Below are 14,970 nucleotides of genomic sequence, written 5' to 3'. Positions count from 1 at the left end.
GAGGGGTGATGAAATCCCCGCTTCCGGTGCGCGACGGCGTCAACGCGACCCGCCTGCGCCTGCCGGAGACGGGGCCGTGGGCGACAGCGATGGACTATGTGTTGGAGCGCTTCGGCCATGTGGACCCGGACGGCATCGTGGACCGGTTCGAGCGCGGCGAGGTGGCGGCCTTCGACGGCAGCCGGCTGACGCCGTCGACCCCGCTCAACGCGCACACGTTCATCTGGTACTATCGTGAGCTGCCCCAGGAAACCCGGCTGCCGGTGGAACTGGACATTCTGCACCAGGACGAGCACCTGGTAGTGGCGGACAAGCCGCATTTCCTGCCCACCACGCCCGGGGGCATGTACGTCGCAGAGTCGGCGCTGGTGCGGCTGCGGAACCTGCTGGGGCTGCCCGATCTGGTCCCCATCCACCGGCTGGACCGCATGACGGCCGGGGTGCTGCTGTTCGCGGTCAACCCGGAAACCCGGGGCAAGTACCAGGTGCTCTTCGAACGCCGGCAGGTTCGCAAGGAATACGAGGCGGTGGCCCCGGTCCGCGCGGACCTCGAGCTTCCGCTCACCGTCCGCAGCCGGATGATCAAGTCCCGCACCTACCTGCTGGCCCAGGAGGTCCCGGGCGAGCCCAATGCCGAGACGCGGATCGAGTTGCTGCGCGCGGACGGTGCCAGCGGCCTGTACCGGCTGGAGCCGCACACCGGCAAGACGCACCAGCTGCGCGTGCACATGGCCTCGCTCGGGCTGGGCATCCGCAACGACCCGTTCTACCCCGAGCTGCTCCCCCAGGCACCGGACGATTACGCCAAGCCGCTGCAGCTGCTCGCCCGGGCCATCCGGTTCAAGGACCCGCTCACCCGCGAACCCGTCGAGTACCGCAGCCAACTGCAGCTCGCCGAGGCGCCCGCCTGACATATGCAGCTCCGGCGGACGGTGTCTAACTCCGGCGCGCGGCGGCTTCTTCGAAGATCCTCGTCATCGGGGCGCTGAACAGCACAAACTCGACGAGCTCGACGTCGCCCTGGTGCCGGAGCACGGCGTCGAGCGCGATCTCGGCAACCTCCTCCGCAGCCCAGCCGTAGATGCCGGCACTGACGGCGGGGAACGCCACGGACGCGGCGCCCAGGTCCTCCGCGACGGCGAGACTGTTGCTGAAACAGGCCGCCAGCACTGCCGGGTCCGTCTGCCCGGCATGCCGGTTCGGCCCGACGGTGTGGATCACCCAGCGGGCCGGCAGGTCGAAACCCTCGGTCGCTATCGCCTGGCCGACGGGCAGCCCGTTGGGCAGACCGGCGCGCAGCTCGCGGCAGGCACGCAGCAGGCCCGGACCCGCCGCCGCGTGAATCGCGCCGTCCACCCCGCCCCCGCCGAGCAGTGAAGAGTTGGCCGCGTTCACGACGGCGTCGACGGCCCGGGTGGTGATGTCACCGGTCAGAATAGAGACGTCCATACTGTTATTCTGCTCCCTCCCAGGCCCTACTCTGGGACCATGGATCCGGCAAGCTTCCAAGGATGGGGCCCGGCGCTGTACCTGCTGATGGCGCTCATGGTGGTGGGCGACGCCGCCGTGCCCCCGATCCCCTCGGAAGTCATGGTCGTGACCTCGGGTGCGATGAGCGTCACCGGGCACCTGAATCTCGCCCTGTCCCTCACCGCGACCATCGCCGGTTCGCTCACCGGGGACGCGATGGTCTTCCTGCTCTTCAAGCGCCGCCTGAACCACCTGCTGGACCGTTGGGCCTGGGGCCGGAAGGTGCACCGCGGCCTGCACGCCGCGGTGCTGAAGGCCGGCCCGGGGTCCCGGTACGCGGCCCTGGTGGCGGGCCGGTTCCTCCCGGCCGGCCGCACGGCGACCCTGGCGGCCGCGGGAATGGCGGACGCGCCCACGCGCCCGGTCCTGCTGTGCTGCGCGGCCGGGTCCGTGCTGTGGGCCCTGTGGCTGACAGGCCTGGGGTACGTCACCGGCGCGGCCACCAACCTGCCGTTCTGGGCCAGCTCCCTGATCGGGATCGGCGTCGGCCTCGTCGCCGGCGCGGCGGTGACCTTGACGCTGGCTCTACGACGACGGGCGGCGCGCCGGTAGCCACTTCCCGCGGCGCCGGCGGAGCACCTGCGGGCTCGCCGTGACCGCCACCTGTTCGACCCCCGCCCGCATGCGCGCTGCCGCCTGCCACGCTGCGGCGTCCTCCTCCGGATCCGTGCTGGTGTCCACCAGGAAGCGCAGCGTGATCCGCGGGACGCCGGCGACGACGTCGAGCTGGTTGGCCTCGACGAGGTGCCGTTCGGCAAGCGTGCGGATGGCCGTGTCCATCACCTCTTCGGGCTCGTGGCCGGGCCGGAGGCCGTGGATCTGCAGGGTCGCGCGGAAGGACGGCATCCTTCCAGTCTGCCAGCCGCCGCGCCCGTGAAACTCTCAGCACACTTACAGCCGGCGGGGTTAGCGTTAAGCGTGGACGTTTCCGGCCTCGCTGGCCTGTCGGGGGCCGTGTACCTGCTCACGGTGCTCTTTGTCGCCGTCGATGCCTTGGTCCCGCCCGTGCCGGCGGAAGTCGTCGTCATCACCTCCGCGGCCCTCGCCGCCCGGGGCCAGCTCAATCCCGTGCTGGCCTGCGCCGCCGCGGCGCTCGGGTCCTGGCTGGGCGATCTGCTCGTCTACTACCTCTTCAAGCGCCGCCTCGCCGGCGTGCTCGACCGCTGGCGCTGGGGGCGCGCCGCCCACCGCGGAGCCCGGGACGCGGCCCTGCGCGCCGGAGACTCCTCGACGTTCGCAGCCCTCGTCTCCGTCCGGTTCCTGCCCGCCGGGCGGACCGCGTCGATGGCGGCAGCCGGCCTCGCCGGGGTCGAAACCCGGCGCCTCGCGTCTGCCAGTGCCATCGGATCCACACTGTGGGCGCTGTGGATGTTCTGCCTCGGCTGGGCCACCGGCAGCGTAAAGGAACTGCCCTGGTGGGTAGGGTCGCTGGTCGGCATCGCACTCGGCCTGCTCTGCGGCGCAGCCGCAGCGGGCGTCCTGCGTCTGCGGGCGAGGCGTGCTCGGCTGGCGGCTGGACTCGCAGCCCGCGAGGCCGAACCCGCCGACACCCCGCGCTGACGCCCTCCCTGAAAGCCCGCCCCCGGTGCGCGAACGGCCAGTTGCGGCGGCCTCGCGGGTGCGGAGGTCGCCGTAACTGGCCGTTCGCCGGAGTGATCCGGAGGGCTCCGGGGCGCCGGGGTATTCGGAGCGATTCGGGGTCTAGCCGGTGTTGCGCAGGCCGGCGGCGACGCCGTTGATCGTGATCAGCATGGCCCGCTGCAGGCGCTCGTCGATCTGCGCCTCCGAGCCGTCAACGGCGGCTTCCCGGATGCGTCGGAGCAGTTCCACCTGCAGGTATGAGATTGGGTCCAGGTACTGGTCGCGGACTTCCAGGGAGCGCCGCAGGGTCGGCTGCGCGTCCAGCAACTGCGTCTCGCCGGTGAGCCGCTGCACTTCCGCGACGGTGAGCTCGTATTCGGCGCGGATGTCCTCGAACAGGTGGCGCAGCTCCTCCGGCACCAGCGACGTGACGTAGTGCGAGGCAATGTCCATGTCCGTCTTCGCCAGCGTCATCTCCACGTTGGAGAGCACCGAGCGGAAGAAGTTCCAGGACTCGAGCATCTCGCGCAGCTCGGTCTCGTGTCCGGCCTCGCGGGCGGCCTTGAGCCCGGAGCCGACGCCGTACCAGCCCGGCACGATCTGCCGCGACTGGGTCCAGCCGAACACCCAGGGGATGGCCCGCAGTCCGCCAAGGCCCGCGCCGGAGTCCGGACGCTTGGAGGGGCGCGAGCCGATGTTGAGCGAGCCGAGCTGCTCCACCGGCGTGGACGCCACGAAGTAGGCGGGCAGGTCGTCGTCGTCAATCAGCGCGCGGTACCGGGCGAAGGCGGCGTCGGAAATGGTCTCCATGACCTCCCCGTACCGTTCGCGCTGGTCCTCGGAGGTGCGCGGCGTGCGGTGCAGCGCCGAACCCTGCAGCACCGCAGCCAGGCTCAGCTCCAGGTTCTCGCGGGCGAGGCTGGGCAGCGAGTACTTGTCCGAGATGACCTCACCCTGCTCGGTGAACTTGATCTCGCCCTCGAGCACGCCGTTGGGCTGGGCCAGGATCGCGTCGTAGGTCGGCCCGCCGCCGCGCCCCACGGATCCGCCGCGGCCGTGGAAAAGGCGCAGCCGTACGCCGTGCTTGGCGGCAATGTCACGCAGCTTGCGCTGGCTTTTGTGGATTTCCCACAGGCTGGTCATCACGCCGGACTCCTTGTTGGAGTCGGAGTATCCCAGCATCACTTCCTGCACGTCTCCGCGCAGCCGCACGATCTCCCGGTAGGTCGGGTCGCTGAGCAACTCGTCGACAATCCGCTCGGACGCGCGCAGTTCCTCGACGGTCTCCAGCAGGGGTGCGAAGCCGATCTTCGCGAAGCCCGGCGAACCGTTGCCGTACACGTCCAGCAGGCCTGCCTCGCGGGCGAGGACGGCCGGGGCGAGCACGTCGTCGGCCCCGCGGGTCATCGAGACGATGTAGGTCTCGACGACGTCCGGCCCGTAGGTTTCCAGCGCGGACCGGATCTCGCCGAACACGTCGAACGTCTTGTGCCCGGCAGCGTCCAGCGGGGCCGGGTTCGGCGCGAGCGGCCGACGCGAGGCGAGTTCGCCGGACAGGACCTTGAGCCGTTCCTGGCGGTCCAGCTCCGCGTACGGCTTCTCCAGTTCCCCGAGCCGGTCCATGAGCTGGCCGACGACGGCGTGGTGCGCGTCCGCGTGTTCCCGGATGTCCAGCGTGGCCAGGTGCAGGCCGAAGGAGGAGATGGCGCGGCGGGTCACCGCGAGGACGCCGTCGGCCGCCAGCGCGGCGGAGTGCTTGCGCAGCGAGTTCTCCACCAGCGCCAAATCAGCCAGCACCTCGGCCGTGGAGGTGTAGTCGCGGCCGTCCTCGTGCGCGGTCCCGTTCTGCACCCGTGCGGCGGTGTTGAGCAGCTTGGCCTTGATGCAGGTCAGTTTCAGCCGGTACGGCTCCTGCGCGTTCAGCTCCAGCACCCGCCGGTCCAGCCGCGGCAGGTTCTTCAGGTCCGTCTCGATGGAGGCGAGCAGGTCCTCCTCCACCTGGATGATGGCGGTGGAGGTGGACAGGGCCGAGATCAGCTCGTCGAGGAAGTGGATGGCGATGCGCACGGCGCTCTGGTTCTGGATCTGCAGGATCTCGCGGGTGACGGCGGCGGTCACGTTCGGGTTGCCGTCCCGGTCCCCGCCGATCCACGAACCGAACCGCACCGGGGCATCGGCGCCGGCGAGGCTGACCCCGTGTTCCCCGAGCAGCTCCGAGAGGTCCGAGAGCAGCTCCGGCATCGTCCGGGTGAGGATGTTGGCCAGATAGTAGATGGCGTTGCGGGCCTCGTCGATAGGCGTCGGCCGGACCTGGCGCAGCTCATCGGTCTGCCAGATCAGGTCGATGATCTCCGCGAGCTTGCGGTCCTGCCGGCGTCGGGCCGCAGTGCCTTCCTCGGTCGGTTCGGCGAGCAGGTCCGAAATCCCGCGCAGCTTGTCCAGCACCGACCGGCGCGACGCCTCGGTGGGGTGGGCGGTGAAGATGGGCCGCACATCGAGCTCGCCCACCACCTCGCGCAGCACCTCAGGCCCTGCCTGCTCGGCGATGCCATTGACCGCCTGGGCCAGCCAGCCCTCTTCTTCGGGACGGGTGCGCAGCCCGCGGACCCGGTGCACCTGCTCGGCGGCGTTGGCCAGATGGAAGTAGGACGCGAAGGCACGGACCAGCTCGGTGGCCTTGTCCAGCGGCAGGGAGGCGAGCAGTTCGCGGACCTGCGCCGCGACGTCGTGCGCGGTCCACGGGCCGGTGGCGTGCAGTCCGCCGCGGGCCGCTTCCTTGGACTCCTTGGTCAGCAGGCGGACCTGCTCCACCAGGTCCAGCAACTCCTGCCCGTGCTGGCGGACGAGGGACTCGCCCAGCAGGGTGCTGACGCGGCGGACGTCCTTGCGCAGGCCGGCGTCGATGTCGTTTTCGGGCGTCGCAGCAGAGCTCATGGAACCAATCCTTGTCGATGATGCTCGTATGCTGCGCTGGATACGTTGAGCACGGTCATTGCCCTTGGGATACTACCGAGTGACCTGCGTCATGCCGCAATCCGTCTCAGATAGTGTCGCCTGCGCGGGGTCCGACGCTCCCCGGAAAGGACCCGCGCGAACGGCCAGTTGCGGCGGCTTCGCGCGCGCCGAGGCCGCCGCAACTGGCCGTTCGGCCGGGGAAGACGGCAGGTCCGGGACCGGTCCTTGCGGCCCTGTTCCGGCTCGGCGGCCGGGAATAGACTTTCCGCGCCGGCCGTTGCCGGCAGTGAGCATCCCAGCGTCAAAGGACGGCCATGACCGAGACCGCACCCCCCGCTTCACTTCCCGCTGCCGACCCGGCCGCCGTGGAACGTTGGCGGCGCTTCCGCAAGCACCGGGACGCGGCGCTGGCCAGCGACTTCGGGTGGCTGACCCTCACCTCGCTGCAATGGCTGCCGGAGCAGCCCGGGCCGCTTGAACTGGTCCCCGGCCTGTGGAGCACGGACCGGAAGACGGCCACGCTCACGGCGAGCGCCGAGGACGGGTTCGTCTTCGTCGAATCGGGCGAGCAGGTCGACGGGACCTACTCCGCCGAGCTGGCCGACGAGGAGTCACTGAACTGGGTGCGGTACCGTTCCATCGTCGTCGAGTTGGCCGTCCGCGGGGGCAGGTACGCGATCCGCACGCGTGATGCCCAGTCCCCCACCTTCACCGACTTCGAGCACGTGCCGACCTACGAGTACGACCCGTCCTTCGTGGTCCAGGCGTCCTTCGAGCGCTACCCGGAACCGCGGGACATTCCCATCGGCACCGCGAACCCGCTGGTCGAGGGGGTGCACCGGGCCGCCGGGGAGCTGGTGTTCGAGCTGAAGGGACACCACTACCGGCTCACTGCCGAGGAGGACAAGCTGGGCGGCCTGACGGTGACCTTCCACGACGAGACCAACGGCGACACCACGGACGAGTGGCGGAAGGTCAGCACCGCCAAGCCGAGGCCCGACGGGACCGTGGAGCTGGATTTCAATCGGGCCATCAACTATCCCAGCGCGTTCAGCCCCTACGGCACCTGCCCGATGCCCACCCGCAACAACAGCCTGGGTGTGCGGATCGAGGCCGGGGAAAAAACGCCCTAGACGATCGCCGACAGGCCTGTGATCGCGCGGCCGACGATGAGCGAATTGATCTCATGGCTGCCCTCGTAGGTGTAAATCGCCTCGGCGTCCGCGAAAATCTTCGCCATGCGGTATTCCGGCAGGATGCCGTTGCCGCCAAGGATGCCGCGGCCCAGCGAGACGGTGCGCCGCATCAGCGCGGTGGTCTGGGCCTTGGCCAGTGCCACCTGGGCCATCCCCGCGCCGCCCTGTTCCTGCAGCTGGGCCACCCGCACCATCATCGCCATGCTGGCTGTCGCGTTGCCGAGCATTTCCGTCAGCTGGGTCTGGATCAGCTGGAAAGACGCCAGCGGCTTGCCGAACTGGCGGCGTTCGACGGCGTAGTCCCGTGCCGCTTCGAAGGCCGCCAGCTGTTGCCCCACTGCCTGCCACGCCACCATCAGCCGGGAGCCGAGCAGCAGCTGGTTGGTGTCCTGGAAGCTGTTGATTCCGGCGAACCGGTCCCGTTCGGGCACCCGCACCCCGTCGAGCACGATGTCCGCATTCTGCACCGTGCGCAGCGCGATCTTGTTCTCGATCCGGGTCCGCCGCACGCCCGGCAGGGAGGCGTCGAGGATGAACCCGCGGACGGCGCCGTCGGCGGTGTCCCGCGCCCAGAGCAGCATGTAGTCGCAAAAGGTGCCGTTGCCGATCCAGCGCTTGGCACCGTTGAGGATCCAGCCGTCGCCGGCGCGGGTGGCCGTGGTCGCCATGCCGCCGGCGACGTCGGACCCGTGGTCGGGCTCGGTGAGGGCGAAGGCGCCGGTGATGCGGAGCTTCAATGCGTCGTCGAGCAGCCGCTCCTGCTGCTCCTGGGAGCCGAACTGGTGCAGGGATTCGACGAACAGGTCGTGGTGGACCAGGAAGAACGTCGCCAGGGACGTGTCCACCTTGGTCATTTCGGCGATCACCAGTCCCGCGAAAAGGTGGCTGTAGCCCTGCTGGGCCATCGAGCTCAGCCCCAGTTCGGCCAGGGCGGGCAGGATCTGCGCCGGGAAGGACGCATTGTTCCACCAGTCGACGGCGTACGGAGCCACCTCCGCGGCCAGGAATCCGCGCAGCGCGGCGAGTTTGGCCCGCTCTGAGGGCACAAGCAGCTGCTCGACGGCGAAGAAGTCCGCCCCGGGCAGCGGCGGAGGGGTTGGCACGCCGGCTCCTATTTGGGCGCCATGCGGATGGCGCCATCGAGCCGGATCGTCTCGCCGTTGAGCATCGCGTTCTCCACGATGTGCGCGGCGAGCGCGGCGTACTCGGCGGGGCGGCCGAGCCGGGACGGGTGGGGCACCTGCCGGCCCAGCGAATCCTGCGCTTCCTGCGGCAGGCCCGCCATCATCGGGGTCTCGAAGATGCCCGGCGCGACCGTCACGACGCGGATCAGCGAGCGAGCCAGCTCCCGGGCGATCGGCAGGGTCATGGCATGCACGCCGCCCTTGGACGCGGAGTAGGCGGCTTGCCCGATCTGGCCGTCGAACGCGGCGACGGACGCCGTGTTGATGATGACGCCGCGTTCCGGGCCGCCAAGCTCGGTGGATACCGGCTCGGTCCCGGCCATCGCCTCAGCCGCCAGCCGGATCACGTTGAAAGTGCCGACGAGGTTGATCTGGATGACCCGGTTGAAGGTCTCCAGCGGCAGCACGCCGTCCCGCCCGAGCACGCGGCCCGGAGTGGCGACGCCGGCACAGTTGACGACGATGCGCAGCGGGCCCAGGCTCATGGCGGCGTCGACGGCGTCGCGGACTTCGGCCTCGTTCGTCACGTCGGCGGGGGCGAAGACCGTTTGCCCGCCCAGCCGCGCGGCCACGTCCGCTCCCGGGGAGGACGGCAGGTCCACCAGCACGACGTCGGCCCCGGCGCGCACGAGGCGCTCCGCCGTGGCAGCCCCCAGGCCGGAGGCACCCCCCGTGACCAGCGCCACGGCACCCTTGATGTCCATTCATCCTCCTTGACGAGCAAACCGTTAATGAAGCCTAACTGAGGAAGGCGCCCCCTGTATGCCGGGAACGGCACCGTTAGCCTAGGTTGATGAGTTCTGACGCGCCTTCACTCTCGCCGGAAGTCCTCTCGGACCGCGCCCGGGCCGCTGCGGAAGCCGTGGACCGGCGGTTCGGCCACCGGCTGCTGGGCCTGCCCGGCACGTGGATCGCGGCGGTCAAGCGCCCCGGGGCCGCCCTGCCGTGGACCCCGTGGCACTACTGGTGGCAGGCGCACTATCTGGACTGCCTGGTCGACGCCGCGGAGCGCGAGCTCGCGGCCCGCGGGGACAGCGGAGGAGCCGCGGGCGGCTGGCCGCCGTCGCTCACGAAGGCATCGCAGCTGCTGCGCAGCATTCGGCTGCGGAACTTCTTCTTCCTGGTGAACAGCTATTTCGACGACATGGCCTGGCTCGCGCTCTCGGCGTCCCGGGCCGCGGCACTGGCGGGAACGCTTCCCGGGCCCGGCCTGCCGCGGGCCGCGCGTGCTGTCCGCACCCTCGAAGCCCGGCTCGACGCAGCGAACACGCCGGAGCTCGGGGGCGGCCTGTTCTGGAACACGAAGCGCAAGTTCAAGAACACCGCCGCCACGGCCCCTGCGGCCCTGCATTTCGCCCGCAGCGGCAGGCGGGACACCGCGCAGGCGCTGGTGGACTGGCTCGTGGAGAACCTGCTGGACAGGGACCAGGGCCTGTTCCTTGACGGGCTGCGCATCACTGGGGCGGGTGTGATGCTGGAACCGGCGGTCTTCACGTACAACCAGGGTCCGGTGCTCGGCGCCCTGCTCGAACTCGGCGGGGCCGGGAACCTGGCCGCGGCATCCGCCCTGGTGTCCGCGGTCGCGGACCGGCTCACGGTCCCGGTGCCGTCCGGGGTGGCTTTGCGCACCCACGGCGGCGGCGACGGCGGCCTGTTCACAGGCATACTCGTCCGCAACCTCGCAGACGCCGCACTGCATCCCGGCCTGCCGGCGCAGACCCGTGCGACAGCACGGGACCTCGTGCTGGGAACCGCCGAGGCCCTCTGGTCCGGGCGGAGCGGCGTGGATCCGGAGGTGTTCCCGGCCGGCACCGGGGAACATGCGGAAGCGGCCGGCGCCGCCGTCGAACTGTCCACCCAGCTGCAGGCCTGGATGACGTTCGAGGCCGCGGCCAGGGTAGCCGCCCGCATCCCTCGCTGACCCCTGGGCAATTACGTCACATCGGGTTTGCGTAATAGGCATGATCCTTGTCACAATCGAGTCTCCAGGCTTGGTTACTTAGGATTGGCTAACCTACAGTCAATCGAGGAACAGGGCCTCCCCGGCGGCTCTGCCGCCAAGCAAATCCGAGAAGAATTTCCGCGAAAGGCCCTTGATGAAGAACCGCCTGAACGCCCTGGCCGGCGTCACCATTGTCTGCGCGGCCGCGCTCGGCCTGACCGCCTGCGGCGGAGCCGGAGGCTCCTCGAGTGCAGGCAGCATCACGGTCTACAACGCGCAGCACGAGAGCCTCACCAAGGAATGGGTGGACGAGTTCACCAAGGAAACGGGCATCAAGGTCACCGTCCGCAACGGCGACGACACGGAGATGAGCAACCAGATCATCCAGGAGGGCCAGGCGTCCCCGGCCGACGTCTTCCTCACCGAGAACTCCCCCGCAATGACGCAGGTCGAGAATGCCGGGCTGTTCGCCGACGTCGACCCCGCCACCGTGGCTCAGGTGCCCGCGGAGTATCGCCCGTCCACCAACAAGTGGACCGGAATCGCGGCGCGCTCGACGGTGTTCGCTTACAACAAGACCAAGCTCAAGGACAGCGACCTGCCCAAGTCGCTCACCGACCTGGCCGACCCGAAGTGGAAGGGCCGCTGGGCCGCGTCCCCTTCCGGTGCGGACTTCCAGGCCATCGTCTCGGCGGTCCTGGACCTTAAGGGCGAGGACGCCACTCTGGCCTGGCTGCAGGGCATGAAGCAGAACGCGAAGCAGTACAAGGGCAACAGCACCGCCATGAAGGCTGTCAATGCGGGCGAGGTCGACGGTGCGGTGATCTACCACTACTACTACTTCGGCGACCAGGCGAAGACCGGCGAGAACAGCAACAACGTCGCGCTGCACTATTTCAAGAACCAGGATCCGGGCGCGTTCGTCTCCGTCTCAGGCGGCGGAGTGCTGGCCTCGAGCAAGCACTCCGCGGACGCCCAGGCGTTCCTGAAGTTCATCACCGGCAAGAAGGGCCAGGAAGTGCTGCAGAACGGCACTTCGTTCGAGTACCCGGTGGGCAGCAAGGTCCCGGCCAACAGCAAGCTGACTCCGCTGCAGGACCTGGACGCGCCTAAGGTTAACCCAGCGAAGCTGAACAGCAAGAAGGTTGTTGAGCTGATGACCAAGGCAGGACTCCTGTAAACGTTGTGACTTCCACCCGATCGATTCAACGGCCCGGCGGCGCCGCGGCTGTGACGGCGGGGGGCAGGGGCAAGCGCTCCCGCCCCCCTTTCGTCGTCGTCCTGCTGGCGTGCCTCATTGCGCTGTTCTCCCTGCTTCCGCTCGGCTATGTCGCGGCGATGACCGTGGCCACCGGCTGGGACACGGCCGCGGCCCTGATTTTCCGTCCCCGGGTGGGCCAGCTGCTGGGCAACACGCTGTTGTTGATCGTCATCACCGTCCCGCTGTGCGTGGTGCTCGGCGTCGGCGGGGCCTGGCTCGTGGAGCGGACCAACCTTGCCGGGCACAAGATCTGGGCCATCGCCCTTGCTGCTCCCTTGGCCGTGCCCGCTTTCGTCAACAGCTACGCCTGGGTCAGCGCCATCCCCCAGCTGAGCGGCATCTTCTCCGGCGTGCTCATTGCGACCCTTTCCTATTTCCCGCTGGTCTACATTCCGGCCGCGGCCACGCTCAGCCGGCTGGATCCGGGACTGGAGCAATCCGCCGCTTCCCTTGGCCTCGGTCCGTGGCGGGTGTTCTTCCGGGTGGTCCTGCCGCAGCTGCGCCTGGCGATGGCCGGCGGCGCACTGCTGGTGTCACTGCACCTGCTTTCCGAGTACGGCGCCTTCGCGATGATCCGCTTCGACACCTTCACGACGGCGATCATGGAACAGTACCGCTCCACCTTTAATGGCACGGCCGGGAACATGCTGGCGAGCGTGCTCGTCTTCTTCTGCCTGGTGCTGCTGCTCGCCGAGACCCGGACCCGCGGCAACGCCCGCTACGCCCGGATCGGGTCCGGCACCCAGGGCCGGGCCACGCGGCTGCCGTTGGGCGGCTACCACGTGCCGGGCCAGCTGGCCCTGGCGGGGCTGACGGTGCTCGCCTTCGGCATCCCGCTCTTCTACGTGTTGCGCTGGACCATCGCCGGCGGCGCCGCCATCTGGGCCCCGGACGAACTGCTCCCGGCGCTGCTGCAGACGCTCGGCTACGGGGTTGCCGGCGCGCTCGCCACCACGCTCGTCGCCTTCCCGATGGCCTACCTGGCCGTCCGGCACCGCGGCCTCTTCAGCCGGGTCCTGGAGGCCTCGAACTACGTCACGAGCTCGATGCCGGGCATCGTCGTCGCCCTGGCCTTCGTCACGATCGCCATCAAGGCAGCGCCGGACCTGTACCAGACAACGTTCCTGCTGGTGGCCGCGTACGTCCTGCTCTACCTGCCGCGGTCGCTGGTGAACCTGCGGGCTGGCCTCGCGCAGGCCCCGAAGGAGCTCGACGAGGCCGCCCAGGCCTTGGGGAAGCCGCCGCTCGCGGCCTTCCTGCGCGTGACCCTGCGGCTGACGGCGCCGGCGGCGGCGGGCGGTGCCGCGCTGGTGTTCCTTGGCATTGTCAACGAGCTCACCGCCACCTTGCTGCTGTCCCCGAACGGCACCAACACCCTGGCCACGCAGTTCTGGAGCCTGAGCAGCGAGATCGATTACGCGGGCGCCGCACCCTACGCCCTGCTGATGATCGTGCTCTCGGCCCCGATGACCTACCTTCTTTTCCAGCAGTCGAAGAAAGCAGCCGGACAATGACCCTCCCCCGCTTGCCGGAACCGCGCGTCGCAGCCTCGGTGGCACCCACCACCAACAACCACCTGGAGATTGACGAGGTCACCAAGGCCTTTGACGGCACCCAGGTGCTGCGGGGTGTGAACCTCGGCGTCGCGGCGGGGCGGACGACGGCGATCGTCGGTCCTTCCGGCAGCGGCAAGACCACGCTGCTGCGGCTGATTGCCGGCTTCGAGGCGCCGGACTCCGGCACGATTACCCTCGATGGCAACGTCGTCGCGGGCCCGGGCCAGTGGGTCCCGGCCCACCGCCGGAACATCGGCTATGTTGCTCAGGACGGTGCGCTGTTCCCGCACCTGACGGTGGCCCAGAATGTGGCCTTCGGCCTCGACGTCCGCGGCGCGGGGGCACGCAAACGGGTGCGGGAACTGCTGGAGATGGTGTCCCTGGATCCGGATTACGCCCGGCGCAGGCCGCACGAACTCTCCGGCGGCCAGCAGCAGCGCGTGGCGCTGGCCCGTGCCCTGGCCCGCGAGCCGGAGCTGATGCTGCTGGACGAACCGTTCAGTGCCCTCGACGCCGGCCTGCGGCTCGCGACGCGCCGGGCCGTCGCCAAGACCCTCGCGGACGAAGGCGTCACCACCATCCTGGTGACCCACGACCAGGCCGAGGCACTCTCCTTCGCGGACCAGGTCGCCGTCATGCGCGCCGGCCGGCTGGCGCAGATCGGCAACCCCTTCATCGTGTATACGCGGCCTGCGGACCGCGCCACGGCGGAGTTCCTCGGCGACGCCGTCATCCTCGAAGCGTGGCTGGAAGGCTCACTGGCCGTCTGCTCACTCGGCGGCATCCCGGTGCGCCGACCGCCGGCCCAGGGCCGGGTCCAGCTGATGCTCCGGCCCGAGCAGATCCGCATCGCCGAGGACGGGCCGATCCGCGGCCGCGTCGTCGACACGGACTACTTCGGGCCCGAAACGACTGTCCGCATCCAGTTGCTGCCGCTGCCGGCGGCGCTGAGCACGGACCCGCACCAGCCCAAGGGCGGGGAGATCATCACGATCCGGCACTGGAACGCCATGCTGGCCCGGCCGGGCAGCGAACTGAGCCTACGCGTCGTCGGCGAGGGCGTCGCCTTCCCGATGGACTCCGGCAACGGGGGCGCCCCCAGCTGAGCGCGCCGGTGGGCCGGAGGGCGCTACGGACGGGTCGGCTGCCGCCGTTGCGGGTAGGGGGCTTCGTGGCGCGCCAGCATCTGCACGAACTGTTCGATCCTGCGGTCCCGCGCTGCGCCCGGGCGGAGCTGGCTGAGCCGGAAGATCAGCGCGTAGCGGTTCTGCGAGGTCAGGACCTCGAGCATCTGTGCGGCGGAGGGGACGACGGCGATCGCTGCCGCCAGGTCCGGCGGCAGTTCGGCTGTGGCTTGGCCGGCGTACGCAAGCTCCCACCGCCCGTCCGCCTTTGCCGCCTCCACCGCCGCGAGCCCCGCCGGCCGCATCAGCCCCTGCTCCTGGAGCCGCTCAATGTTGGCGACGTTCGCCAGCGACCAACTGCTGCGCGCGGCGCGCGGGGTGAACCGTGTGAGGTAGCTGCCCTCGTCCCGGCGCCGGATGAGTCCGTCGATCCAGCCGAAGCACAGCGCCTCGTCCAGCGCCGCCTTCTGCGTCAATGCCGTGACCGCGCCGCCCTTCTTATGCATCACCAGGAACACCCCCGGGTGGACGTGGTGGTTCTCCTCCAGCCAGGCGCGCCAGGCGGCCGCGTCGGCCAGCAGCAGTTCCGGCAGGTCGATGGGCATGCCGCTACTGTATTAGCCACCGGACCGGCACAGGAA

14 protein-coding genes are annotated in these 14,970 nt (G+C 69.8%); 8 read left to right on the top strand and 6 right to left on the bottom strand.

From position 1 onward, the window contains the following. Positions 1-8 precede the first annotated feature (8 nt). Positions 9-911 (top strand): RluA family pseudouridine synthase, encoded by a 903-nt coding sequence (locus tag KIH31_RS12960; protein ID WP_214427546.1) that lies wholly within the window; start codon positions 9-11, stop codon positions 909-911. Between the two features lie 25 nt (positions 912-936). Here the strand turns inward: KIH31_RS12960 and KIH31_RS12955 are convergent, their stop codons facing one another. Continuing rightward, positions 937-1,449 (bottom strand): O-acetyl-ADP-ribose deacetylase, encoded by a 513-nt coding sequence (locus KIH31_RS12955; protein ID WP_214427545.1) that lies wholly within the window; start codon positions 1,447-1,449, stop codon positions 937-939. A 39-nt stretch (positions 1,450-1,488) separates the two neighbouring features. On the opposite strand from KIH31_RS12955, the gene KIH31_RS12950 reads away from it, so the two are divergent. Further along, complete coding sequence (locus KIH31_RS12950; RefSeq protein ID WP_214427544.1) at positions 1,489-2,082, top strand: DedA family protein; 594 nt, start codon at positions 1,489-1,491, stop codon at positions 2,080-2,082. Here the strand turns inward: KIH31_RS12950 and KIH31_RS12945 are convergent. After that, positions 2,056-2,376, bottom strand: coding sequence for a hypothetical protein (locus tag KIH31_RS12945; protein WP_214427543.1), 321 nt, complete (start codon positions 2,374-2,376; stop codon positions 2,056-2,058). The genes KIH31_RS12950 and KIH31_RS12945 overlap by 27 nt on opposite strands. 72 nt (positions 2,377-2,448) lie before the next feature. Here KIH31_RS12945 and KIH31_RS12940 point away from each other — a divergent pair, with 72 nt between their 5' ends. Then, the gene (locus KIH31_RS12940; RefSeq protein WP_214427542.1) at positions 2,449-3,090 is read left to right on the top strand and encodes a DedA family protein; all 642 of its coding nucleotides are present in this window, start codon (positions 2,449-2,451) and stop codon (positions 3,088-3,090) included. Positions 3,091-3,231: 141 nt separating this feature from the next. On the opposite strand, the gene ppc is transcribed toward KIH31_RS12940, so the two are convergent. After that, entirely contained in the window at positions 3,232-6,045 is a 2,814-nt protein-coding gene (gene ppc / locus KIH31_RS12935; protein WP_214427541.1) for a phosphoenolpyruvate carboxylase, read from the bottom strand. A 335-nt stretch (positions 6,046-6,380) separates the two neighbouring features. Between ppc and KIH31_RS12930 the strand changes: the two genes are divergently transcribed. Then, positions 6,381-7,199 carry a DUF1684 domain-containing protein gene (locus KIH31_RS12930; RefSeq protein ID WP_214427540.1) on the top strand — a complete coding sequence of 273 codons (819 nt, stop codon included), beginning with the start codon at positions 6,381-6,383 and terminating at the stop codon, positions 7,197-7,199. Here the strand turns inward: KIH31_RS12930 and KIH31_RS12925 are convergent. Together KIH31_RS12925 and KIH31_RS12920 are read right to left on the bottom strand one after the other, a co-directional pair. Then, complete coding sequence (locus KIH31_RS12925; RefSeq protein WP_307857642.1) at positions 7,196-8,365, bottom strand: acyl-CoA dehydrogenase family protein; 1,170 nt, start codon at positions 8,363-8,365, stop codon at positions 7,196-7,198. The genes KIH31_RS12930 and KIH31_RS12925 overlap by 4 nt on opposite strands. Before the next feature lie 8 nt (positions 8,366-8,373). Then, positions 8,374-9,150, bottom strand: a complete 777-nt coding sequence (locus KIH31_RS12920; RefSeq protein ID WP_214427539.1) for a 3-hydroxyacyl-CoA dehydrogenase — start codon at positions 9,148-9,150, stop codon at positions 8,374-8,376. An 89-nt stretch (positions 9,151-9,239) separates the two neighbouring features. Between KIH31_RS12920 and KIH31_RS12915 the strand changes: the two genes are divergently transcribed. The 4 genes from KIH31_RS12915 (at position 9,240) to KIH31_RS12900 (ending at position 14,311) form a co-directional block, all read left to right on the top strand. Continuing rightward, complete coding sequence (locus KIH31_RS12915) at positions 9,240-10,367, top strand: glycoside hydrolase family 76 protein (protein ID WP_214427538.1); 1,128 nt, start codon at positions 9,240-9,242, stop codon at positions 10,365-10,367. A 175-nt stretch (positions 10,368-10,542) separates the two neighbouring features. Further along, the gene (locus KIH31_RS12910; protein ID WP_214427537.1) at positions 10,543-11,568 is read left to right on the top strand and encodes an iron ABC transporter substrate-binding protein; all 1,026 of its coding nucleotides are present in this window, start codon (positions 10,543-10,545) and stop codon (positions 11,566-11,568) included. A gap of 50 nt (positions 11,569-11,618) precedes the next feature. After that, complete coding sequence (locus tag KIH31_RS12905; RefSeq protein ID WP_307857652.1) at positions 11,619-13,163, top strand: iron ABC transporter permease; 1,545 nt, start codon at positions 11,619-11,621, stop codon at positions 13,161-13,163. Then, complete coding sequence (locus KIH31_RS12900) at positions 13,160-14,311, top strand: ABC transporter ATP-binding protein (RefSeq protein ID WP_214427536.1); 1,152 nt, start codon at positions 13,160-13,162, stop codon at positions 14,309-14,311. The genes KIH31_RS12905 and KIH31_RS12900 overlap by 4 nt, the downstream gene beginning before the upstream one ends. 23 nt (positions 14,312-14,334) lie before the next feature. Here the strand turns inward: KIH31_RS12900 and KIH31_RS12895 are convergent, their stop codons facing one another. Next, positions 14,335-14,934, bottom strand: coding sequence for a YdeI family protein (locus KIH31_RS12895; protein ID WP_214427535.1), 600 nt, complete (start codon positions 14,932-14,934; stop codon positions 14,335-14,337). Between the last annotated feature and the right edge of the window lie 36 nt (positions 14,935-14,970).

It is taken from the genome of Paenarthrobacter sp. DKR-5 (genome assembly GCF_018531425.1).
GTDB lineage: Bacteria > Actinomycetota > Actinomycetes > Actinomycetales > Micrococcaceae > DKR-5.
The sequence above is the reverse complement of the archived record's forward strand: the minus strand, read 5'-3'. Positions and strand labels throughout refer to the sequence as shown.